Origin of the sequence: Kytococcus schroeteri (genome assembly GCF_042433515.1) — a bacterium.
In the GTDB taxonomy this organism is placed as follows: domain Bacteria; phylum Actinomycetota; class Actinomycetes; order Actinomycetales; family Dermatophilaceae; genus Kytococcus; species Kytococcus schroeteri.
Genome location: NZ_JBHLVH010000018.1, coordinates 1 through 22,734, shown reverse-complemented (window position 1 = coordinate 22,734; position 22,734 = coordinate 1). Strand labels below are relative to the sequence as shown.

The following is a 22,734-nucleotide window of genomic DNA, read 5'->3' as shown; positions in this document are numbered from 1 at the left end:
GCGCCGCTGCTGGTGCGGGGCCGGGCGGTCGGGGCCCTGTTCGCCGGGGTGCGCAGCCACCGGGACTTCCCGGAGGACGAGGTGACGCTGCTGTGCGCGCTGGCGCTCCACGCCGGCATCGCGCTGGACAATGCCGACCGCATGGCCCGCCTGGCCGAGGCTCGCGACGAGCTCGACCAGCGCTCGGAACGGCTGGCGCGCAGCCTCTCCTGGGACGAGCAGCTGCGCGAGGTGGTGCTGCGTGGCGGGGGCGTGGACGAGCTGCTCACGGAGGTGGGCACCGCGGTGGGCACGGCGGTGGAGCTCCTGCCGGCCGGGTCCCCCGGTGGCCCGCCCGCCGACGCCCACGCGGTGGAGGCCGCCGGGCGCCTGCTGGGCTGGCTGGTCCCGGCCACCCCACTCTCGGAGGAGTCCGCCCGGGTGGCCCTGGAACGCGCCGCCCCCACGGTGGCGCTCACGCTGATGGCCCAGCAGGCCACGGCCCAGGCTGCGGGGCGTGCCCGCACCCTGCACCTGCTGGAGCTGCTCACCACGCGGGAGGACGAGGAGGTGGACCCGGCCGAGCTCCGGCTGGCGGGGCTCGACCCGCGGCGGCGCCACGTGGTCGTCATCGTGGACGGGCAGGGCGCGGCGGCCGAGGACCCGCCGGAGTGGCTGCGCCGGCTGCCGCGGGGTACGGCCGTGCTGGGGCACCGGCAGGACGCGGTGCTCGTGGTGCCCGCGGGCCCCGAGGCGGTGGCCGACGTGCTGCGCCCGGCCGACCTGCTGGCGTCGGTGAGCGCCCCGGTGGTGCCGGTGGACGGGCTGCGGGCGGCCTACACCGAGGCGGTGGAGACCATGAAGGCGCTGCGCGCCCTCGGCGAGACCCGGGCGGTGGTGGGGCCGCAGGACGTGGGGCTGCACCGGCTGCTGCTCGGCGACGCCGGGCGTGGCCGCCTGCGGGAGGCCTTCGAGCGGCAGCTCGGCGAGGTCCGGGCCCACGAGGCGCGCCGCGGGGTGCCGCTGCTGGGCACCATGGCGGCCTTCCTGGACTGCGGCGGCAGCCCGGGGGCCACCGCATCGGCCCTGGGGGTGCACGTGAACACCGTCTACCAGCGCCTGGCGGTCGTGGACGGGCTGATCGGCGCGGACTGGCGGCGCCCCGGCCGGGCGCTGGAGCTGCACGTCCTGCTGCGGCTCACCGAGGCGCGCGCCGCCCTCGAGGAGGGGGCGTAGGCTCCACGCGACCCGCCCCTCCCGCCCGCGCCGGGCACGCCGCCCGGTCCGCGGCGGACGCCGCGCCAGCCCCCCATCGGAGCCACCCATGACCGAGCAGACCCCCGACGCCACCGAGCGCGCCACCACCGCCGAGCTGCTGCAGGACGTGGTGCACGTGCTGGGCGACCCGAGCCTCTCCCACGAGCAGGTGCTGGCCCTGGGGGACCGCCTCGGCCAGCCGGCGGTGCTCTTCCTGACGGCCATGGCCGCGCACGCCGCGCAGATCCGCGTGGCCCGCGAGCTGGTGGACCGTGGGGAGTCCCTCACCGACGAGCAGCGCGGCTGGCTGCCGGACCCGGTCGCCCTGGGCCGCGCGCTGGGCACCACCCCCGACCAGCTCGTGGTGGGTGGTGCCATCCAGGACACCTTCGGTGAGCTGACCCGCCGGATGCTGGACTCCACCGACGAGCAGGAGCGCGAGCGCGCCGGTCACCAGGCCGAGTCGCTGGCCCTGCTGGGTGCCGCGCTGGGCGGGAGGGCCGGCCAGGAGCGCCTGGCCGAGCTGGGGCGGGAGCTGGGCTTCGGGGTCGCCTTCGGCCGGCTCCACGCCTACTTCGCGATGATGGTGCGCCAGCTCGCCCGTCTCACCGGCCAGGCCTGGGAGCCGGCCGTGGAGCAGGTGTCCGCGCAGTTGCGCGCCGACGCCCGCTGACACCCCTCACGGCGCCCGGGCTCAGCCGAGGAAGCGCACGCCCTGCCCGGGGCGCACCTGCGCGGCCAGGTCGAGCGCCTCGTCGCACACGTACCCGATGACGGGGTACCCACCGGTGATGGGGTGGTCGGCCAGGAAGACCACGGGCTCGCCGCTGGGCGGCACCTGCACGGCGCCGCGGGTCATGCCCTCGCTGGCCAGCTCGCCCTCGCGCTCCCGTCGCAGCGGCTCGCCCTCCAGGCGCAGGCCCACGCGGTTGCTGTCGCTCGAGGCGGTCCACGTGCGGCCGGTGAGGTCGGCCCACCCGGCGTCGCCGAACCAGTCGTCGCGCGGTCCACGCACCAGCGGCAGGCGCACCACGTCGCCGGTGGGGGTGGGGGCGGGGGCGCAGTCCACGCCGTACAGCTCGGGGTCCTGGTCGTCGCCCACCGGCAGCTCGTCGCCCTCGGCCAGCGGGTCGGGGCCCAGCCGGGCCAGCAGGTCGGTGCTCCGCGAGCCGAGCACCGGCTCCACGTCGATGCCGCCGCGCACGGCCACGTAGGTGCGCAGCCCCGTCGCCGGGGGGCCCAGCGTGAGCCGCTGGCCGGCGCGCAGCCGGGTGGTCGACGACATCGGGGCGCCGGGGCAGGGGGCGCCGGTGACGGCCACCACGACGTCGGTGGTGGTCTCGAGCTCGAGCCCGCCGAAGGTGGTCTCCAGCACCGCCGCGCCGGGGCCGTTGCCCACCAGGCGGTTGGCCAGGGCGGCCGCGGCGCGGTCGGCCGCGCCCGAGGGGCCCACGCCGATGTCGGAGCGGCCCGGGCGGCCGAGGTCCTGCACGGTGGTCAGGGGGCCGGGGGTGATGACGCGCAGGCTCATCGGGTGACCTCCTCGAAGCGGATGCGGACGCCGGCCCGCATCGGGGCGGGCGGGGTGGCGTCGGGGTCGAACAGGACGGCGTCGGTGCGGCCGATGAGCTGCCAGCCACCGGGGGAGTCCTGCGGGTAGACGGCGGTGAACTCCCCGGCCAGGGCCACCGACCCGGCGGGCACGCGGGTGCGGGGCTCGGAGCGGCGGGGGGTGTCCCAGGCGAACTCGCGGCCCACGCAGTAGCCGAACCCGGGGGCGAACCCGGCGAAGGCCACGGTCCACTCCTCGGAGGTGTGGCGGCGCACCAGCTCGGCGGGCTCGATGCCCAGCGCGGCGGCGGCCTCGGCGAGGTCCTCGCCGTCGTAGACCACGGGGACGGTCACCACCGGGGCGTCGTCGGCGGCCGTGGCCGCGGCGTCCACACCGCGCTCGGTCAGCTGCTCGATGCCGGCGCGGAGGCCGGGCACGTCGGCGGGGGTGGCGGCCACCACGAGCACGGTGCTCGCGGCGGGCACGACGTCGGCCACGCCGGTGAGCTCCCCGGCCCCGACGGCGCGGGTGAGTGCGGTGTGCCAGGTGCGGGCGTCGTCGAGCCCGTCGAGGTCGAGCAGCAGGGCGCGGGTGCCGGAGTCGAGGAGGCGCATCAGCCCTCCCGACCCGGGGTGGCTGCGAAGGGGGCGAGGGTCACGCCGGCCTGCTCCAGGGCGGCGCGCACCGCGCGGGCGATCTCCACCGCGCCGGGGGTGTCGCCGTGCACGCAGATGGACCCGGGGGTGAGCACCAGCTGGCCGCCCTCGACGTCGGTGACGGCCTCGCCACGGGCCATGGCCACGCAGCGGGCGGTGATCTCGTCCACGTCGTGCAGCACCGACCCGGGCTGGGAGCGGGGGACGAGCTGGCCGGCCGGGGTGTAGGCGCGGTCGGCGAAGGCCTCGGCCACGAAGCGCAGCCCGGCGGCCTCGGCGGCCTCCTGCCAGGGGGTGCCGGGCAGCCCCAGCACGGTCAGGCCGGGGCGGAAGGCGGCCAGCGCCTCGGCGGTGGCGGCGGCCTGCGCGGGGTCCTTGGCGATGGTGTTGTACAGCGCGCCGTGCGGCTTGCAGTAGGCCACCTGCGTGCCGGCGGCGCGGGCGATGCCCTCCAGGGCGGAGACCTGGTAGAGCACGTCGGCGGTGAGGTCCTCGGGGTCCACGGCCAGGGCGCGGCGGCCGAAGCCGTGCAGGTCGCGGTAGGCCACGTGGGCGCCCACGCTCACGCCGCGCTCGGCGGCCGCGGCACAGGTGCGTCGCATGATGGTGGGGTCACCGGCGTGGAAGCCGGTGGCCACGTTGGCGCTGCTCACGACGCCCAGGAGGGCCGCGTCGTCGCCCATGGTCCAGGCGCCCAGGCCCTCTCCGAGGTCGGCGTTGAGGTCGATGGTGGCGGTCATGGGGACTCCTCCTCGTGGGTGGGGCCGGGGCGTCGGTGTGGACGCCCCGGCCCGGGGGATGGTGCGGGGTGTGTCAGCTGAACAGGGCGACGAGCTCCGGCCACTTGGCCTTCACGGTCACGTAGGCCAGCCAGACCGTGACCAGCCAGGCGACGGAGCCGATGACCAGCAGCCACTTGGGGTACACGTACCCGTGCAGCAGGTCGCGGCGGAACCAGGCCACCCAGAGCATGACGGCGATGCCCAGCGGGATGAGCACGCCGTTGAGCGTGCCGGCCAGCACCAGCAGGGTGGCCGGGGCGGCGCCCAGGCCCAGGAAGATGGCGGTGCACACCACGATGAACGCGATGGTGACGCCGTTGCGGACCCGGGTGGAGGTCCCGCTGGAGGAGGTGAGGAAGGACACCGTGGTGTACGAGCAGCCCACCACCGAGCTGATGGCGGCGGCCCAGAACACCAGGCCGAAGAGGCGTCGGCCCACGTCGCCGGCCGCGATGGTGAAGGCGTCGCCGGCCACCGAGGCGGACTGGCTCAGGTCGTGGCCGGCGGCCACCACGCCGAGGATGGCGAGGAAGAGCAGGCCGCGCAGCAGGCCCGTGACCAGGATGCCCAGCAGGGAGCTGCGGCTGATGTCCTGGACGGCCTCGATGCCGGTGTTGCCTGAGTCCACCAGGCGGTGCGCGCCGGCGTAGATGATGTAGCCGCCGATGGTGCCGCCGACCAGCGTGGTGATGACGGTGGCGTCGATCGTGCTCGGGGCCACCGTGTTCTGCAGGGCCTCGCCCACCGGGGGCTTGGACACGAACATCACGTAGGCCGTGAGGGCGATCATCAGCGCGCCGAGGAAGACCACGACGCGGTCCATGGCGGCACCGGCCCAGGCACTCAGGAAGATGCCCACGGCCAGCAGCGAGGAGATCGCCGCACCCACCGCGGGGCTCACACCGAGCAGGATGTTGAGGCCGGACCCCGAGCCGCCGACGTTGCCGACGTTGAACGCCAGGCCGCCGATGAAGATGAGGGCGCTGAGCACCCAGCCCAGACCGGGCAGGACCTCGTTGGCCAGCTCCTGGGCGCGGCGGCCGCTGATGCCGATGACGCGCCACACGTTGAGCTGCAGGGCGATGTCGATGAGGATCGACACGAGCACCGCGAAGGCGAACGCGGCGCCGAGCTTGACGGTGAACTGGCCGGTCTGGGTGATGAACCCGGGGCCGATGGCGCTGGTGGCCATGAGGAACATGGCGCCGAGCAGTGCGGTGCGGGTGGCCTTGCGGTCGCGGACGGGTGCGTCCGTGGTGCCACCGGTGCCCTCGTCGGCGAGCGTGGCGCCGCCGGAGGACTGGGGGTCGAGGGTGTTCATGGGCCGTAGCGTAGGCATTGTTGAACAATGCGTGCAGGTGGTCCGGGGCGATCGTGACCCAACCGTGACGCTCCCTTGACCGATGGGGCGCCCCCGTCGCGGCTCGTCCGTCCTCCCGCGGGGCCCGGAGGCGGTCCCCGTCCCAGGAGGGCAGAATGCAGGCGATGACCGCGCAATCCCTGAGCCCCCGAGCGTCCCTCGCCAGGTCCGACGCCTCCGTGCCCGCCCGCCGGAGGGTGGCCGCCGCGGTGCGCGCCATGATCACGGCCGGCGAGATCGGGCCCGGCGAGCATCTCCGGGAGCTGGACATGGCCGGCCGGCTGGGGGTCTCCCGCAACACCCTGCGCGAGGGCTTCCGCGAGCTGGCCGGCGACGGCCTGGTGCGCCACGAGCCCAACCGTGGCGTGTTCGTGGCCGCCCCCACCGCCGAGGACGTGCGCCGCCTCTACACCGCCCGCCGCATCCTGGAGTGCGGCGTGCTGCACGAGCAGGCCCGCACCCATGCCCTCAGCGGGCCCGGCGTCGCGGCCGAGGTGCTCGACGTGACCGCCCGTGCCCTCCACGCCGCGGAGCGCCAGGAGTGGCGCTTGGTGGGCGACCTCAACATGGACTTCCACGCCGCCGTGGTGCGCCTGGGTGGCTCGGCGGTGCTCGATGCGGCCGCGGCCCCCCTCCTGGCGCACGCCCGCCTGGCCTTCCGCTCCCTCGACCTGCCTGGTGCGCTCCACGCCCACTTCGTGGAGACCAACCGGAGCCTGGCCGAGACGATGCGCGACGGCGCCTGGGAGCAGGCGGCCGGGGACATGCGCTCCTACCTGCTGGCCGCCGAGGCCGAGCTCCTCGAGGGCCTGGGCTGACCGCCACGGGGGCCCGGTCGCCGGTCCGCGGCACCGCGTGCAGCGGGCGTGGCGCAGGTCACTATCCTGTGCCCGTCCCCTGGTGAAGAGAGGTGCCATGAACGAGCCGTCCGCCGCCGCCACCGAGGCGACGCCCGAGGCGCCCCCCGCGGACGTGGGGGAGGCCCACATCGACCTCATGGAGGGCTTCGACGCCCGCTCCGTGGAGTCCTGGGAGGCCAGCGCCGCCGCCGTCGTCAACAAGCCGCGCGGCGAGGGGCGCCAGTTGAGCGTCGAGGACGCGGTCGACTCGCTGCGCACCCGCACCCTGGACGACTACCGCGTGGAGCCGCTCTACACCGGCGCGAGCTCCCCGTCGGTGCCGCTGGAGGCGCCGGGCGAGTTCCCCTTCACCCGGGGCGGGTCCGTGCGACCGGCCGAGCTGCCGTGGGACGTGCGCCAGGCCTTCGACGACCCCGACGCCGCCCGCACTGCCGAGCAGGTGGCGGCCGATCTCGAGCACGGCGTGAGCTCGGTGCACCTCGTGGTGGGGCGCACCGGCATCGCGCCCGAGCAGCTGGCCACCGCGCTGGAGCCGGTGCTCACCGACCTCGCGCCGGTCTCGCTGGCCGCCCCCGACCGCCACGCCTCCATCGCCGGGGCGCGGGCGCTCGCCGACCTCCTCGCCGGCCGCGAGGTGCTCACCCAGGCCCCCGAGGCCTCGGCACAGGGCTCCTTCGGTCTCGACCCGGTGGGCCACGCCGCGGTGGAGGGGCACGAGGGCCCGGTGACGCTGGACGAGGACTCCCTCGCCGTGGTGCGCGCCGCCCTCGACCTCGCCGAGGGGCGCGACCTGGCCCCGATGCGGGCGGTCACCGTGGACACGCTGCCGTGGCACGAGGCGGGCGCCTCCAACGTGCAGGAGCTCGCCGCCGCGGTGGCCACCGGCATCGCCACCGTGCGCCTGCTGGTGGGCGCCGGCATCGCGGCCCGGGACGCCTTCCGGCTCGTCGAGTTCCGCGTCTCGGCCACCCAGCAGCAGTTCCAGACCATCGCCCGCCTGCGCGCCCTGCGTCGGCTGTGGGCGCACGTGGCCGAGCAGGTGGCCACCGCCGAGGGGGCCGACTGGCACCGCGACCCGGCCGTGGCCGCCGCCCGCCAGCACGCCGTCACCGGCCGCCGCATCATCACGCGCGACGACCCGAGCGTGAACATCCTGCGCGGCACCATCGCGTGCTTCGCCGCCGCCGCCGGCGGGGCCGAGGCGATCACCGTGCTGCCCTACGACACCGCCGCCGGCCTGCCCGACGCGCACAGCCGCCGCGTGGCCCGCAACACCCAGACCCTGTTGGCCGCCGAGGCCCACGTGGGTGCGGTGACCGACCCGGCCGGTGGCGCGTGGTTCGTGGAGTCGCTCACCGACCACTACGTGGACCTGGCCTGGAGGTACGTCCAGGGCCTGGAGTCCGGGGGCGGCCTGGCCGATGCCGGTATGCGCGCCCTGCTGCGCAGGAACGTGGTGGCCGTGGACCAGATGCGTCTGGACCGGCTGGCCACCCGCGAGCTGGGCCTCACCGGCGTCTCGATGTTCCCACTGGCCGGCGAGGTGCCGCTGCAGCGCACTCCCCGCGCCGAGGCGGTGGCCCCCACGGGCACCGACGCTGCCACCGGCCAGGAGGCCGCCGCCGAGTTGGCCCTGCCGCGCAGCTGGGACTCGCTGCCCTTCGAGATGCTCCGCGACCGCACCGCGGCCACCGCCCTGGAGGCCGAGCGGCCCACCGTGGCGCTGGTGTGCGTGGGGGCCCGCAAGGACTTCGGTCCGCGCGAGACCTTCGCCGCCAACGTGCTCGGCGTGGCCGGCATCGTGCCGGTGGCCGTGGAGGTGGACCCCGCCGCCGACGACCTGGACGCGGCCGTGGCCGACGCGCTGCACGCCGCCTTCGAGCAGCGCGTGCCGCCGGTGGCCGTCGTGGCCGCCGCGCCGGCCGCCAACGCCGAGCACGGCGAGGCCGTGGCCGCCGCCCTCCGTGGGGCGGGCGTGGGGGGCGTCGTGGTGGCCGGCAAGGCCTCCGAGCTGCCCTCGGCGGACTCGTCGGTGGCCACCGGCGACGACGTCATCGCCTTCCTCACCCAGCTCCTCGACGCGATGGGAGTCTCCCGATGAGTGCCCCGACCCAGCAGCCCGGCGTGCCGGCGGGCTTCCCGGCGTTCCACGACGTGCCGGCCCCGGAGCGCCGCACCGAGGCGGCGACCCCGGCCGACGCCGAGCGCGCCATCGGCGAGAACCGCACCGGTGCCGATCTCGACAGTCGAGTTCCGCACCGGTGCGGAACTGGTGCCGAGCGCGCCCCGTGGACCACGCCCGAGGGCATCGACGTGCCCCCGGTGTACGACGCCTCCGACCTGGCCGGCCTGGACTTCCTCGACACGGCGCCCGGTGCCCCGCCCTACCTGCGCGGCCCGTACCCCACCATGTACGTCAACCAGCCGTGGACGGTGCGCCAGTACGCCGGCTTCTCCACCGCGCAGGAGTCCAACGCGTTCTACCGCCGCAACCTGGCCGCCGGGCAGAAGGGCCTCTCGGTGGCCTTCGACCTGGCCACCCACCGCGGCTACGACTCCGACCACCCCCGCGTGGCCGGTGACGTGGGCATGGCCGGCGTGGCCATCGACTCCATCCTGGACATGCGCCAGCTGTTCGACGGCATCCCGCTGGACCGCATGAGCGTGTCCATGACCATGAACGGCGCGGTGCTGCCCATCCTGGCGCTCTACGTCGTCGCGGCCGAGGAGCAGGGGGTGAGCCAGGACCAGCTCTCGGGGACCATCCAGAACGACATCCTCAAGGAGTTCATGGTCCGCAACACCTACATCTACCCGCCCGAGCCGTCGATGCGGATCATCAGCGACATCTTCGCCCACACCAGTGCGCACATGCCGCGGTTCAACTCGATCTCCATCTCCGGGTACCACATCCAGGAGGCCGGGGCCACGCAGGACCTCGAGCTGGCGTACACGCTGGCCGACGGCGTGGAGTACCTGCGCGCCGGCATCGAGGCCGGGCTGGACGTCGACACCTTCGCGCCGCGCCTGAGCTTCTTCTGGGCCATCGGCATGAACTTCTCGATGGAGGTGGCCAAGCTCCGCGCGGCCCGGCTGCTCTGGGCGCGCCTGGTGCGGCAGTTCGAGCCGAGGAACCCCAAGTCGATGTCGCTGCGCACCCACAGCCAGACCTCCGGCTGGTCGCTGACCGCCCAGGACGTCTACAACAACGTGGTGCGTACCTGCATCGAGGCCATGGCCGCCACGCAGGGGCACACGCAGAGCCTGCACACCAATGCCCTGGACGAGGCGATCGCGCTGCCCACGGACTTCTCCGCCCGCATCGCGCGCAACACCCAGCTGCTGCTGCAGCAGGAGTCCGGCACCACCCAGACCGTGGACCCGTGGGGCGGCAGCGCGTACATCGAGACGCTCACCCACGACCTCGCGCAGCGGGCGTGGGCGCACATCCAGGAGGTGGAGGCCGCCGGCGGCATGGCCCAGGCCATCGAGGCCGGGCTGCCCAAGCTCCGCATCGAGGAGGCCGCCGCCCGCACCCAGGCGCGACTGGACTCCGGCCGCCAGGCGCTGGTGGGCGTGAACCTCTACCCGGTGGACGAGGACGAGCCCATCGAGATCCTCAAGGTGGACAACGCCCGCGTGCGCGCCGAGCAGCTGGAGAAGCTGCAGCGGCTGCGCGCCGAGCGCGACGAGGACGCCTGCCGGGCCGCGCTGACCGCGCTCACCGAGGGGGCACGCGGTGACGGCAACCTGCTGGCCCTGTGCATCGAGGCCGCCCGGGCGCACGCCACCGTGGGCGAGATGAGCGACGCGATGGAGGAGGTCTTCGGCCGCTACACCGCGCAGATCCGTACGATCTCCGGTGTGTACAGCAAGGAGGCCGGCGACGACGCCGCCATCGACGCCGCCCGCGAGGCCGTGGAGGCCTTCGCCGAGGAGGACGGCCGTCGCCCGCGCATCCTCGTGGCCAAGATGGGCCAGGACGGGCACGACCGCGGCCAGAAGGTGGTGGCCACCGCGTACGCCGACCTCGGCTTCGACGTGGACGTGGGCCCGCTCTTCCAGACCCCGCAGGAGGTGGCACGTCAGGCCGTGGAGGCCGACGTGCACGTGGTGGGCGTGTCCTCGTTGGCGGCCGGGCACCTCACCCTCGTGCCGGCGCTGCGGGCCGAGCTCGACGCGCTCGACGGCCAGGACGTGTGCATCGTGGTCGGTGGCGTGATCCCCGAGCAGGACTTCGCCGAGCTGCGCGAGGCCGGGGCGGACGCGATCTACCCGCCGGGCACCGTCATCGCGAAGGCGGCGGTGGACCTCATCGGGACGCTGCGTCGCAAGGCCGGGCACGCCACCGACCCCACCGGCGCCTGACCGTGACGGCGGTGGACCCGGCGGCGCTGGCCGAGGGCGTCCTGGCGGGCAACCGCCGGGCCGTCGCGCGCGCCATCACGCTGGTGGAGTCGATGCGGCCGGACCGCCGCGAGCCGGCCAAGGAGCTGCTGCGCCGCATCGCGCCGGCCACGGGGGGCGCCGTGCGCGTGGGCATCTCGGGCATCCCCGGGGCGGGCAAGTCCACCACCATCGACGCCCTGGGGCAGCGCCTCATCGACGCCGGGCACCGCGTGGGCGTGGTGGCGGTGGACCCCTCCAGCGCCCGCACCGGCGGCTCCATCCTGGGCGACCGGACCCGGATGGGGGCGCTGGCCGCCCGCGACGAGGCGTTCGTGCGGCCCAGCCCCACCGGCGACCACCTCGGCGGCGTCGCCCGGGCCACCCGCGAGTCGATGCTCGTGCTGGAGGCCGCGGGCTACGACGTGGTGGTCGTGGAGACCGTGGGCGTGGGGCAGTCCGAGGTGGCCGTGGCCGGCATGGTGGACACCTTCCTGCTGCTCGGTCTGGCCCGCGGCGGTGACCAGCTGCAGGGCATCAAGCGGGGCATCCTCGAGATGGCCGACGTGGTGGCCATCAACAAGGCCGACGGCGACCACGCCCCGGAGGCCCGCGTGGCCGCCCGCGACCTGCGGCAGGCGCTGCACCTCATGCGACCGGAGGACACCCCGGTGGTGCTCACCTGCTCCGCGGTCACCGGCGACGGGCTCGACGAGCTGTGGCAGGCCGTGCTCGACCACCGGGAGGGGCTCGTCTCGGCCGGGCGGCTGGAGACGCGGCGGGCGGCCCAGCAGCGGGACTGGATGTGGTCCATGGTCGATGCCGAGCTGCGTGCCGCCGCGCGGACCACGCCGTCCGTGGCGGAGGGCCGGGGCGCGTGGGAGGGCGCGGTCACCCGCGGGGAGCTCGACGCCACCGAGGCGGCGGCGCGCGTCATCGAGGCACTGCGGGAGGACTGGACCGCTGCCACACGGCATCGCCGTTGACCGTGACCAGGGCGGTGTGGGAGGGCTCGTCGGTGATGCCGGCGAGGTACCGCTCGAAGTCGGGGAAGCCGGTGGCCAGGGCCACGCGGACGCCGTCGGGGTCGGCGGTCCGTACGGCGCAGGTGGCGTCGCCCTCGACCTGGCAGGACACCTCGGCGGCGGGGTCGACGTCGCGGGCCCGCCCCACGAGGTCGAGCCACCAGTCCACCGTCTCGCCGTCCACGGCCGGCTGGTGGGCCACGAGTCGCGCGTCGGCCGCGGGCATGTCGTAGACCACGCCGGCGGTGGAGGTCGGGCGGCTCCGGGTGCTCCCGGTCGCGTCCTCAGTGGGGTCCTCCGGGGTGTACTCGAGGCGAGGAGCCAGCTGGTCGGCGTGGTCGACGGCCGAGGGGGTGAGCGTCCACAGGCGGTGGTCGGCCCACTCGCGCGGGGTGGCGTCCGGGCCCAGGTCCTCCACCTCCTGGACGCCGGGCAGCTCGCGCAGTGGGTCGCGCTCGGCGGTGGCCCGCTCGGTCGGCGTGGCTCCGGGGTCACCCGCGTGCGTTCCGTGCTGCAGCCACATCGCCAGGCCGCCGAGCAGCAGCGCCACCGCCACCAGGGCCAGGACGAGGCGGCGGGCGCGCGTCGTCGCGGCGGCGGGGTCGGTCGGCATCCGCAGAGGGTAGGTGCGCGGCCCGGTCCGGCCCCAATCGGTGCGTGGCGGGATCGTGGCACCTCCGAGGCTCCCCGGGCGTGGGAGTGCCCTCGCGGGAGGGGTGTCCTATCAGCTGATAGGTCGACCGATTCCCAGTCGCCCGCCTGCGTTTCGGTCGACCTATCGCGCGATAGGTCACGTCTCCATGGGGTCACCCCTGACGTCGCCCCGGGCCGCCGTCGCCCCGGGCCGCCGCCGCCACCGCGCGGAGCTGTGTGACGCCCTGCCGGCCGCGGTGCATCCCCGCCTGTGGACGACGCGCGGCGTGGGGCCGGCCTGTGGTGCGACGCTGGCCCGGTGGGCGGGCAGAAGGCACGGGCGGCGCGCAGGGCGAGGCGACGTGAGGAGCTGCGGCAGCAACGGTGGCAGGCCGCGGTCAGCGCAGCGACGGCGCTCGCGTGCGAGGGCGGCCGCGCAGCGGTGACGACGCGGGCCCTGGTGGCGCGGGTCGGGTTCAGCCAACCGGTCCTCTACGAGTCCATCGGGTCCATGGCCGACCTGTGGGAGGAGGTGACGCGGCGCGCCGTGCAGGTGCTGGGCGACGAGCTCGAGGTCCTCGACGGGCTCCCCACCCCCGAGGCCTTCCTGCTGCACCTCGTGTGGTTCGCCCGTGAGCGGCCGGGGCTCCACGACGCGATCTGGGTCGACGGGGTGGCTCCACCGTGGCTGACCGACTGGCTCGTCGAGAGCCGGGAGGCCGTCGGTGGTCCGCCCGCATCCACCTCGGGCGGGGTGCGGGCGCAGGCGGTCATCGCACTGGCGACGGTCCAGGGGCTCGTGCTGCGGGAGCGGTCGGGTCCCGGGTCGCCCGAGGAGTCCCGGGCCGCCGTCGCCGAGCTCGTCGCGCTGCTGGGGTGGACGGACCCTCAGGCGGCGCGCCAGTAGGCCAGCGCCGTCACGCGCTCCTTGGGCACGCCGACCTCCTTGCGCAGGTGCTTGCCCAGCTCGCGGCAGGTGGCGGCCTCCGGGGCCAGCCAGAACCAGTCGTCGGCCGGGTCGTGGCCGGCCTCCCGGCGGGCGGCCACGGCGGAGGTCACGGCATCGGGCAGGTGGCGGCCGGTGCCGCGCTCCAGGCGGTGCACCTCCACGTCCACCCGTGACGTGACGTGGATGCGCTGCTCGGAGGCGTCCTGCACCTCGAGCCAGACGGTGGCCGGTGTGGTGGGCAGCGCGTCGAGCACGGTGCGGATCGCCGGGATGCTCGCCGCGTCGCCCACCAGGTGCAGGTGCTCCACCTCGCCGTCGGGGGCGCGGAAGCCGGTGCCCTGCACGGTGGCCTCGAGCTCCAGGCCCGGTGCGGCGCCGGCCAAGGTGCGGGCGGCCACGCCGTCGTGCACGTGCACCTCGATGCTGAAGGTGCCGTCGGCCTGCGGGTCGATGACCGTGTAGGCGCGCTGGTGGGGCTTGCCGCGGTCGTCGGTGAACCACAGCCGCACCCACATGGTGGGGTGCCACTCCACGGCCCGCAGCAGCTCGGCGCCTTCGAGCCGGAGCCGCACGAAGGTGGGGGTGACCTGTGTGGACTCGAGCACGCGGACCCGGAAGTCCTTGGCGCCGTAGACCTTCAGGACGGCGCCCTGCCAGCCGCGATGCATGTGCTTCCTCCGTGGGATCGGGACCCGCCGCGCGGGAGTGCTGTTGAGGCAAGCCTAACCTGTGTGGCAGGGTGCGGCCTCGGTCACGTGGCCGACCCGGCCATGCGGCCCGGTGTCCGCCCCACCCCGCCGGTCGGTGGCCGCACCGTCCCCCGCATCGACCAGGAAGGCACGCATGTTCCTCACCTCCGCCTCCGGCCCGGCCTACGCCGACGCCGTGCAGCAGGCCGCGCAGCTGGTGCAACGCCACCTGGGGCGCACCGACCGCCCCGCCACCGGTGGGCGTGCCGCCCCCGTGGATGAGGTGGTGGCGCGCGTCGAGGGGGTCGACCTCGACACCCCCGCCCCCGGCGGCCTGGCCGAGGTGCTGCAGGAGGTCGACGACCTGTTCGTGCGCGACAGCATCGCCTTCGCCGACCCCCGATACGTGGCGCACCTGAACTGCCCGGTGACCCTGAGCTCCGTGGCCGCCGACGTGGTGACCAGCGCGCTCAACCCGTCCGTGGACACCTGGGACCAGAGCGTGGGTGCCACCGCCATGGAGTGCCGCCTCGTGGAGTGGACCTGCGAGCGCCTCGGCCTGGTGGCCGGCGACGGCGTGTTCACCCCCGGGGGCACCCTGAGCAACCTGCAGGCCCTGGTGGTGGCCCGCGGCGAGGCGCTGGCGGCCGGGCACGACCTGGCCGACCTGCGCATCCTCACCAGTGCGCACAGCCACTTCAGCATCCTCAAGGCCGCGCGCCTGCTGGGTCTGGCGCCCGATGCCGTGGTGCCCGTGCCGCTGGCCGACCACCGCATCGACCCGGTCGCCCTGGCCGTTACCGTCGACCGGGTGCGCGCCGCCGGCCACGCCGTGATGGCGGTGGTGGCCACCGCCGGCACCACCGACCTGGGCGTCGTGGACCCCCTCGAGGAGGTGGGTCGCGTGTGCCGCCGGGCGGGGGTGTGGCTGCACGTCGACGCCGCGTACGGCGGGGGCCTGCTGGCCAGCCGTCGGCGCCGGGGGCTGCTGGCCGGCATCGAGCAGGCCGACTCGGTGACCGTGGACTTCCACAAGACCTTCTTCGTGCCCGTCTCGGCCAGCGCCGTGCTGGTGCGCGACCCCTCCACCCTGCGCCACGTGACCCACCACGCGGCGTACCTCAACCCGGCCACCGCCAGCGTGCCCAACCAGGTGGACAAGTCCCTGCAGACCACGCGGCGCTTCGACGCGCTCAAACTGTGGATGACGCTGCGCACCGATGGCGCGGACGCCCTGGGGGAGGCGTTCGACACCGCCATCGACAACGCGCACGCCGTGGCCCAGCTGCTGGACGCCGACCCGGACTTCGAGATCGCGGCCGTGCCGCAGCTGTCCACCGTGGTGTTCCGGTACGCCCCGGCGCACCTCTCGGACTCCGCAGTGGACGTGCTGAACCCGCGCATCCGTGAGGAGCTCTTCGCCGACGGCGGGGCCATCGTGGCCGGGACGACCTTCGAGGGGCGGCCGTGGCTGAAGTTCACGGTGCTCAACCCGGCGAGCACGCCGGAGGTGCTGGCCGACGTGGTGGAGACCCTCCGCGAGACCGGGCGGATGCTCGCGCCGGTGGTGGGCGAGACCGCCGGAATGGCCCTCGAGCGCGAGGCGGCGGCCCGATGAGCAGCGCCCTGCGTTCCGCCCCGGTGGCCGGGTCCGCCCCGGCCGGTGCCCCCGTCCACGACGTGCTCGTCATCGGCGCCGGGCCGTTCGGCCTCGGGCTGGCGGCCCTGGCCGACGGCATCGCAGACGCCCCGCGCGGCGGTGCCGGCGCGCCGTCCGGCGGTGCAGCCCCGCTCGACCTGCGCGTGCTCGACGCGGCCCCCGGGTTCCGCTGGCACGGCGGCATGCTCATCGAGGGGGCGACGCTGCAGGTGCCCTTCCTGGCCGACCTCGTCACCCTCGCCGACCCGACCAACCGGTGGAGCTTCCTCAACTGGCTGAAGCAGACCGGCCGGTTGTACCCCTTCTACATCCGCGAGGACTTCGCCCCGCTGCGCGCCGAGTACGACGCGTACTGCCGCTGGGTCGCCGAGGGCCTGCGCGCCCCGTCCGGGGAGCCGACCGTGGAGTTCGGCCGCGAGGTGGTGCGGGTGGTCTTCGACGAGGCCGCCGACGCGTTCGCGGTGACCTCCGTCGCGAGCCGTCGAGGCGCGGACGGCTGCCCCGTCGACCAGGGCACCGACTCCGCCACCGCGGCCGCCCCTCGCACCGCAGCCGTCGACGCCACCGAGCGCACGGACCTCACCCGACACCTCGTGCTCGCCACGGGTACCCGGCCGCGCGTGCCCGCACCGGCCCGGGCCCTCGTCGGCGAGGACGCCCCCGGGGCCGCGGCCCACCTGCACTCCTCGCAGTACATGCACCGTCGCGAGCACCTGGCCGGCGCCGAGCACGTCACCGTCATCGGCTCTGGGCAGTCGGCAGCCGAGATCTTCCTCGACCAGCTGGAGCGGCTCGACCTGGGCCGGCAGCACCTCAGCTGGCTCACGCGCTCGCCCCGCTTCTTCCCGATGGAGTACACCAAGCTCACCCTGGAGATGACCTCCCCGGAGTACACGCGCTACTTCCACGGCCTGCCCCAGTCCGAGCGCGACCGGCTGGGGCGCCAGAACCTGCCGCTGTACAAGGGCATCTCGGGCGACCTGGTGAACGCCATCCACGAGGCGCTGTACCGCCGCCGCGTGGAACACGGTGCCGACCTGCCGGTGACCATGCGGACCGCCTGCGCCCTGGAGTCCAGCGAGCTCGTGGGCGACACCGCCCACCTGGCCTGGCGCCACACCGAGACCGGGACCCCCTTCACCACCACCTCGGACGCGACCGTCCTGGCCACCGGGTACGAGCACTGGGTGCCGGACTTCCTGGAGCCGGTGCGTGACCGCATCTCCTGGCTGCCCGACGGCCGGTACGACGTGGCGCTGGACTTCACCGTGGACGCCGCCCGCCGCATCCGTGTGCTCAACGGCGAGGAACACACGCACGGTCTGTCGGCGCCCGACCTGGGCATGGGCCCGTGGCGTGCCGCGCAGGTGCTCAACGACCTCACCGGCCGGGAGCTGTTCGCCGTCGAGCAGCAGATCGCCTTCCAGCAGTTCGGCGCGCCGGACCCGAGCGCTCCGTCCGCCGGGTCCGGCCTGGTCGCTGGGACCCAGGCCGCGTCCACCGATGTCACGCCCACCGATGCCGCCTCCGTCGAGGCAGGGGACCAGGCATGAGCCCCACCCGCATCGAGGGCCCCGTGGTCACCTGGACCGAGCTCACGGGCGAGCTCGTCGACACCCACGCGCCGCTGCTGCAGCGGTGGTTCGCCCACCCGCGCTCGCACTTCTGGGGCGCCTCCGAGCACACCGTGGAGCGCGTGGCCGCCGACTACGCCGCGGTGGACGCCGCCGACCACCAGTGGGCCTGGCTGGGCACGGTGGACGGCGAGCCGATGGTGCTGGCCGAGACCTACGACCCCCGCCGCCACCCGCTGGCCGACCAGGCCACCGCCGTGGGCCTCGACCTGGTGGACGGCGACTGGGGCATGCACCTGCTCGTCGCCCCGCCCGCGCCCGACGCCACGGGTGAGCCCGCGCACCGGCCGGGGCTCACCGCATCGGCCATGACCGGTGTGGTGCGCGACCTGTGCCTGGGCCACCACGGTGCCCGCCGGGTGGTGGTGGAGCCCGACGTGGGCAACGACCGCATCCGTGCGCTCAACCGGCGCGTCGGGTTCCGCGAGCTGGGCGAGGTGACCTTCACCGACGGGGGCAACCCCAAGAGCGCGATGCTCTCGCTGCTGCGCCGCGAGGAGTTCGTGGACGTGCTCCCCGCCGACTCTCCCACCGCTCCCGCAGCGTCGTCCCGCCGGCCTGCGGCGGTCTCCCTCACCCCGCCGCACCTGGCCCCCGGCCCGATGCGGTGGGCCCACCGCCACGTGGCCGCCAAGGCACTCGGCGAGTTCGCCCACGAGCGCATCCTCGAGCCGACCGACCTCGGCGACGGCTGGTACGCGGTCACCTCCGATGACGGTGCCGCCACCTACCGTTACCGCGCCACCCGCCATGCGCTCGAGCACTGGGTGGTGGACCCCGACAGCATCGAGGTGGTGCGCGGTGAGGTGTCCGAGGAGGTCGACGCCCAGCGCCTGGTCACACGGGTGCGGCGGCGGGCCGGCATCCCCGACCACCTGCTGGGCACCTACCTGGAGGAGGTGGCCGCCACGCTGGCTGGCGCCGCGTGGAAGCGCGTGCACCGTGCCCTGCCGGCGGCCGACCTGGTGGGCGCCGACTTCCAGCAGGTGGAGGCCGCCATGACCGAGGGCCACCCGGCGTTCGTGGCCAACAACGGACGCATCGGCTGGTCGCTGGCCGACCACGAGCGCTACGCCCCCGAGGCCGGGCAGCGTGTGGAGGTGCTGTGGCTGGCCGTGGCCCGCGGGGCCGCGCACCTGTCTCTTGGCGCCGGTCGCACCGAGGAGGCGCACTGGGCCGCGGAGTTCGACGCCCCCACGCGCGACCGCTTCGCGGCGACCCTGCGCGCCGCGGGCCACGACCCGGCCGACTACCTCTACCTGCCGGTGCACCCCTGGCAGTGGGAGCACAAGGTGGCCGTGACCTTCGCGCCCGAGGTGGCGCGGGGCGCCATCGTGCCGCTGGGGCCGGCCGACGGTTACCAGGCCCAGCAGTCCATCCGCACCTTCCTCAACACCGACGCCCCCGAGCGGTGCTACGTGAAGACCGCGCTCTCGGTGCAGAACATGGGCTTCCTGCGCGGTCTCTCGCCGGCGTACATGCAGGTGACGCCGGCCATCAACGACTGGGTGCACACCGTGGTCTCGGGCGATCCGGCGCTCGCGGGGGACCCGTCCCACCCGGACCGCACCGACGCGCTGCCCACCGCCCGCGGCGGCTGCGGCCTGACCGTGCTCCGGGAGCTGGCCGCCATCGGCTACACCGGCGACGCCTACCACGAGGCCAACCTGTCCGGTCCCGCGCCGGCGCAGCGCAAGATGCTCGCCGCGCTCTGGCGCGAGTCGCCGGTGCCGCAGCTGCAGCCGGGGGAGACCCTCGGCACGCTCGCCGCGGTGCTGCACACCGACCACGCCGGCCACCACCTGGCCAGCGCGATGGTGCGCGCCTCCGGGCTGGAGCCGGCCGAGTGGGTGCGCCGCCTGCTGCACGCCTACCTGCGCCCCGTGGTGCACTGCCTGACCGTTCATCGCCTGGCCTTCATGCCGCACACCGAGAACGTGATCATGGTGTGGCGCGACGGGTCCCCGGTGCGCGCGGTCTTCAAGGACATCGGCGAGGAGGTGGCCGTGTTCGCCGGTCCCCGGGCCGGGGGCGACCCGGCCGCCGTGCCCGAGGAGGCGCGCCGCATCGTGGTGGACGTGCCGGCGGACGAGGCCGCCCTGGCGGTGTTCACCGACGTGTACGACGGCGTGCTGCGCTTCCTGGCAGCGCGCCTGGAGGCCGACGGGCTGCTCACCGGCGAGGAGTTCTGGGGCCTGGTGCGCGAGTGCGTCCAGCAGCACCGGTCCGAGTTCCCCGAGCACCACTGGGTGGACCTGCTGGCCGGCGAGTTCGCGCACTCGTGCCTCAACCGGCTGCAGCTGCGCAACACCCTGCAGATGGTGGACCTGGCCGACCAGAGCTCCTCCCTGCTGTACTCCGGCACCCTCCCCAACCCCGCCGGGAGGCAGGCATGACCGGCACGCCCAGCACCAGCACGACGCCCCAGCCGGGCCACCCGCACGACCCGCCCCGTCCGCACGACATGCCCAGCCCACCCACGCCGCCCCGCGGCGAGGCGCGCCGCGACGCCGCGGGCGTCCCGCACGTGGTGGCCGCCACGGAGCCCGACCTGCTCCACACCCAGGGCTGGGTGACCGCCCGCGACCGCACCTGGCAGCTCGTCAGCGACCGCTGGCGCGCCCACGGCACCTGGGCCGAGGCGGTGCACCACCTGCGTGCCGCCGGGACCGAGGTGGCCGCCCCCGTGGCCGGCACCGCGGCCGAGTGGGACCGGTTCGCCCACCGCATCGGCGTCCGCGCCACCGCTGAGAGATCCCTGGCCGCCCTCACGCCGGAGACCCGGGAGTGGGTGGAGCACTACGCCGAGGGCGTGCGCGACGGGCTGGCCACGGTGGCCGCCGCGGACGTGCCCGAGCTGCGTGCCTTGGTCGGCCGCGACGCGGGCCGCGTGCCCGGTTTCGAAGCGGTCTCGCCGGACGCGGACCCGCTCGACTGGCGCGCCTGGGACGCCGCCGACTGCCTGGCCGTCTTCTGGCTGCAGCAGGTGCTCTTCGGCGACTGGCCGCACCAGCTCTGGCGCGAGCACGTCACCGAGCAGCTCGGTCCGGAGTGGGTGGACTGGCTGGCCGCTGACCCGAGCGCGCAGGCGTCGGGGTCCAACGCCATCGGCGTCGTGGGGGCCCGCTCGGCCACCGGGGCGCCGCTCCTGGCCAGCGACCCGCACCGCCTCCTGGAGGCCCCGAACGTCTACCAGCAGGTGCGCCTCACCGTGGAGCCGAGCGGTGGGAGCGAGGGGCCGGGCCTCGACGTGGCCGGCCTGGCCTTCCCCGGCGTGCCGGGGGTGCAGCACGTGGGTCACGCCGGGTCGGTGGCCTGGTGCATCACCAACGCGATGGCCCGCACCCAGCAGCTCGTCCCGCTCTCGTCGGACGACCGCGCCGTGACGACGCCCGGCACCACCCTGACGGAGTCCGGCGCCACCACCGGCGCTGCATCCGTGACCCGCCTCTGGGGCCGCCCCGGGGACCCGGGCGCGCGAGCGGTCCGACAGGCCGCAGACCTCTCCCCGGGGCTCGGGTTCGAGGCCCTGCCCCGGCTGTTCCACGCCCGCACCGCCCAGGACGCGATGACCGCCTGGGACCACTGGGTGGAGCCGGCCAACTGCGTGCTCGTCGCCGATGTGGACTCCCTGTGGGAGGGCGTTGCCGGCCGTCCGTTGGGGGTCCTCGACGTGGCTCGCCCGGAGGCGGCCCCGGCCACTGGCCCCACCCCGTCCGGCGACGGTGCGGGCCCGTCCGCATGGTCGACCCACCAGCCGTGGCGCCGGGTGGAGGGCGTCGCCGTCCACGCCAACCACCGCCGCGACCAGACGGCCGCCTGGGGCGAGGCCTTCGCACCGCCCCACCGGGCCGACCGCATCCGAGAGCTCTTGGGCGCCGAACCTCTGGTCACCGGCGAGGACCTGAGCCGGATCCAACTCGACACCCGGTCGCAGGGCCTGCTGAACCTGCTGCGTCTCACGGGCGTCGTCGTGGGTGGCGTCCCCGACGCCCCGGGGCGTCCGAGCGTTCTCGGCGCGCCTGACCACCCCGTCGCCAAGGCGCTCGCGAACTTCGACGGCCACATGGACCCCGAGTCCGACCTGGCCCTGCTCGCATGGCGCTGGCGCACGGCCCTGGCCCGCCGGGTGGCTGCCCTGCCCGCGTTGGCGCCGCTGCACGAGGACTCCTCCGTCACCGCCGCCGCGCGGGCCGAGTTCCCGGCCCTGTTCGAGCCGTGGCTCGACGTGACGGCGCGGGTCGGCCTGGGGCTGGAGTCCCTCGCCGCCGCGCTGCCCGAGGAGCTGCGCACCTGCGCCCGTCAGGCCTTGGACGACGTGGCCGATCACCTCCCCACCGCGGACCGGGCCGCTGACCGCTGGGGCGCCGAGCACCAGGCCTTCGGACTGCACGCGCTGGGCTGGCCGGTGCCGCTCGGCCCCGTGGGCGGAGACGTGGACTGCGTCGCCGCCACCTCCAGCGTGCCGGGTCGCACCGCATCGACCGTGCGTGGACCGGTCTGCCGCGCGGTCCTGGACCTCGCGGACCCGGGCGCCAGCCGGTGGGCCGTCCCCCTGGGTGCTCACGGCGTGCTCGACGTCCCCACCGCGCGGAACCAGACCGAGGCGTGGCGCACCGGGGAACTGCTGCCCGTGTTCAGTCAGCCGGACTCCGCGCCGCCGCCTCCGGAGCTGGTCTTCACGCCCGTGGTCCCAGAGGTGGACGGGCCAGTGATCCACGCCTGGGCCACCGAGCACCGCGGACGCTTCTGGGGCATGGGCGACTACTCCGTGCAGGACGTGGTGGAGGTGTACACGTGGCTTGACGCGAGCCCCCACCACCACGCGTGGATGGTGACCCACGAGGGGCAGCCGGTCGCCCTGTGGCAGACCTACGACCCTGCCCACGACCCGGTGGGGGAGGGCTACGAGGTGCGCCCCGGCGACGTGGGCATGCACCTGATGGTCGGCCCCCGCCGGCACGGCATCGCTGAGCTGCCGGCGCTGGTGGGTGCCCAGGGCGCGGCGATGGTGTTCGCCGACCCCGGCGCGCTCCGGCTGGTGGCCGAGCCCGACCAGCGCAACACGCCCGCCGTGCAGCGGCTGGTGCAGGCCGGCTTCACCCTTGGGCCCGTGGTGGACCTGGGGCACAAGGTGGCGCAGTTCGCCTTCCTCGAGCGCCCGCCGGGCGGCGTACTGGCCTGACCCGGTCACGCACTCCCCGGGGCCGCGGGCACCGGCACGCAGCGTCTCGATCTCCCTGTGGCTGGTCATGGGTGTGCTGTGTGGAAGTGGACGGTCGTGGCGCCGTCGGGTCCGGTCGTGGTGGTGT

At 75.2% G+C, this 22,734-nt stretch carries 17 protein-coding genes; 11 read left to right on the top strand and 6 right to left on the bottom strand.

Features of this window, described 5'->3' with window-relative positions; all coding sequences use genetic code 11:
- A partial coding sequence (locus ACFFHC_RS08855; RefSeq protein WP_379804719.1) for a helix-turn-helix domain-containing protein occupies positions 1–1,215 on the top strand: 1,215 nt, incomplete at its 5' end.
- Between the two features lie 88 nt (positions 1,216–1,303).
- A complete protein-coding gene (locus tag ACFFHC_RS08850) occupies positions 1,304–1,909 on the top strand; it encodes a hypothetical protein (RefSeq protein WP_070704819.1) in 606 nt (201 codons plus the stop codon).
- 21 nt (positions 1,910–1,930) lie between these two features.
- Here the strand turns inward: ACFFHC_RS08850 and ACFFHC_RS08845 are convergent, their stop codons facing one another.
- The 4 genes from ACFFHC_RS08845 to ACFFHC_RS08830 form a co-directional block, all read right to left on the bottom strand.
- Positions 1,931–2,767: a 5-oxoprolinase subunit C family protein gene (locus ACFFHC_RS08845; protein WP_379804715.1), complete on the bottom strand. Its 837-nt coding sequence runs from the start codon at positions 2,765–2,767 to the stop codon at positions 1,931–1,933.
- Complete coding sequence (locus ACFFHC_RS08840; RefSeq protein ID WP_379804712.1) at positions 2,764–3,402, bottom strand: 5-oxoprolinase subunit B family protein; 639 nt, start codon at positions 3,400–3,402, stop codon at positions 2,764–2,766. The genes ACFFHC_RS08845 and ACFFHC_RS08840 overlap by 4 nt, the downstream gene beginning before the upstream one ends.
- On the bottom strand, positions 3,402–4,184 hold the full coding sequence (locus tag ACFFHC_RS08835) for a LamB/YcsF family protein (RefSeq protein WP_070704829.1): 783 nt from the start codon (positions 4,182–4,184) through the stop codon (positions 3,402–3,404). The genes ACFFHC_RS08840 and ACFFHC_RS08835 overlap by 1 nt, the downstream gene beginning before the upstream one ends.
- Before the next feature lie 73 nt (positions 4,185–4,257).
- Positions 4,258–5,547: an NRAMP family divalent metal transporter gene (locus tag ACFFHC_RS08830; protein WP_101849358.1), complete on the bottom strand. Its 1,290-nt coding sequence runs from the start codon at positions 5,545–5,547 to the stop codon at positions 4,258–4,260.
- 164 nt (positions 5,548–5,711) lie between these two features.
- Here ACFFHC_RS08830 and ACFFHC_RS08825 point away from each other — a divergent pair, with 164 nt between their 5' ends.
- From ACFFHC_RS08825 to meaB, 4 genes are all read left to right on the top strand, one after another.
- Positions 5,712–6,404 (top strand): GntR family transcriptional regulator, encoded by a 693-nt coding sequence (locus ACFFHC_RS08825; RefSeq protein WP_168168441.1) that lies wholly within the window; start codon positions 5,712–5,714, stop codon positions 6,402–6,404.
- A 97-nt stretch (positions 6,405–6,501) separates the two neighbouring features.
- Positions 6,502–8,547, top strand: coding sequence for a methylmalonyl-CoA mutase family protein (locus ACFFHC_RS08820; RefSeq protein WP_101849360.1), 2,046 nt, complete (start codon positions 6,502–6,504; stop codon positions 8,545–8,547).
- The gene (scpA, locus tag ACFFHC_RS08815) at positions 8,544–10,814 is read left to right on the top strand and encodes a methylmalonyl-CoA mutase (protein WP_379804705.1); all 2,271 of its coding nucleotides are present in this window, start codon (positions 8,544–8,546) and stop codon (positions 10,812–10,814) included. The genes ACFFHC_RS08820 and scpA overlap by 4 nt, the downstream gene beginning before the upstream one ends.
- A gap of 2 nt (positions 10,815–10,816) precedes the next feature.
- A complete protein-coding gene (meaB, locus tag ACFFHC_RS08810) occupies positions 10,817–11,818 on the top strand; it encodes a methylmalonyl Co-A mutase-associated GTPase MeaB (RefSeq protein WP_379804701.1) in 1,002 nt (333 codons plus the stop codon).
- Here meaB and ACFFHC_RS08805 read toward each other — a convergent pair.
- Positions 11,766–12,470: a hypothetical protein gene (locus ACFFHC_RS08805; RefSeq protein ID WP_070705703.1), complete on the bottom strand. Its 705-nt coding sequence runs from the start codon at positions 12,468–12,470 to the stop codon at positions 11,766–11,768. The genes meaB and ACFFHC_RS08805 overlap by 53 nt on opposite strands.
- Before the next feature lie 339 nt (positions 12,471–12,809).
- On the opposite strand from ACFFHC_RS08805, the gene ACFFHC_RS08800 reads away from it, so the two are divergent.
- Positions 12,810–13,397 (top strand): TetR family transcriptional regulator, encoded by a 588-nt coding sequence (locus ACFFHC_RS08800; RefSeq protein ID WP_168168435.1) that lies wholly within the window; start codon positions 12,810–12,812, stop codon positions 13,395–13,397.
- On the opposite strand, the gene ACFFHC_RS08795 is transcribed toward ACFFHC_RS08800, so the two are convergent.
- On the bottom strand, positions 13,379–14,107 hold the full coding sequence (locus ACFFHC_RS08795; protein ID WP_070704529.1) for a siderophore-interacting protein: 729 nt from the start codon (positions 14,105–14,107) through the stop codon (positions 13,379–13,381). The two genes, ACFFHC_RS08800 and ACFFHC_RS08795, sit on opposite strands and share 19 nt — an antisense overlap.
- A 175-nt stretch (positions 14,108–14,282) precedes the next feature.
- Here ACFFHC_RS08795 and ACFFHC_RS08790 point away from each other — a divergent pair, with 175 nt between their 5' ends.
- From ACFFHC_RS08790 to ACFFHC_RS08775, 4 genes are read left to right on the top strand one after another with little or no spacing between them, the layout of a single operon-like run.
- Positions 14,283–15,746 carry a pyridoxal phosphate-dependent decarboxylase family protein gene (locus ACFFHC_RS08790; protein ID WP_070704527.1) on the top strand — a complete coding sequence of 488 codons (1,464 nt, stop codon included), beginning with the start codon at positions 14,283–14,285 and terminating at the stop codon, positions 15,744–15,746.
- Positions 15,743–17,341, top strand: a complete 1,599-nt coding sequence (locus ACFFHC_RS08785; RefSeq protein WP_141494596.1) for a lysine N(6)-hydroxylase/L-ornithine N(5)-oxygenase family protein — start codon at positions 15,743–15,745, stop codon at positions 17,339–17,341. Before ACFFHC_RS08790 ends, ACFFHC_RS08785 begins: the two co-directional genes overlap by 4 nt.
- Positions 17,338–19,818, top strand: coding sequence for a GNAT family N-acetyltransferase (locus ACFFHC_RS08780; RefSeq protein WP_101849363.1), 2,481 nt, complete (start codon positions 17,338–17,340; stop codon positions 19,816–19,818). The genes ACFFHC_RS08785 and ACFFHC_RS08780 overlap by 4 nt, the downstream gene beginning before the upstream one ends.
- Positions 19,815–22,607, top strand: a complete 2,793-nt coding sequence (locus ACFFHC_RS08775; RefSeq protein WP_141494594.1) for a GNAT family N-acetyltransferase — start codon at positions 19,815–19,817, stop codon at positions 22,605–22,607. The genes ACFFHC_RS08780 and ACFFHC_RS08775 overlap by 4 nt, the downstream gene beginning before the upstream one ends.
- The last annotated feature ends 127 nt before the right edge of the window (positions 22,608–22,734 follow it).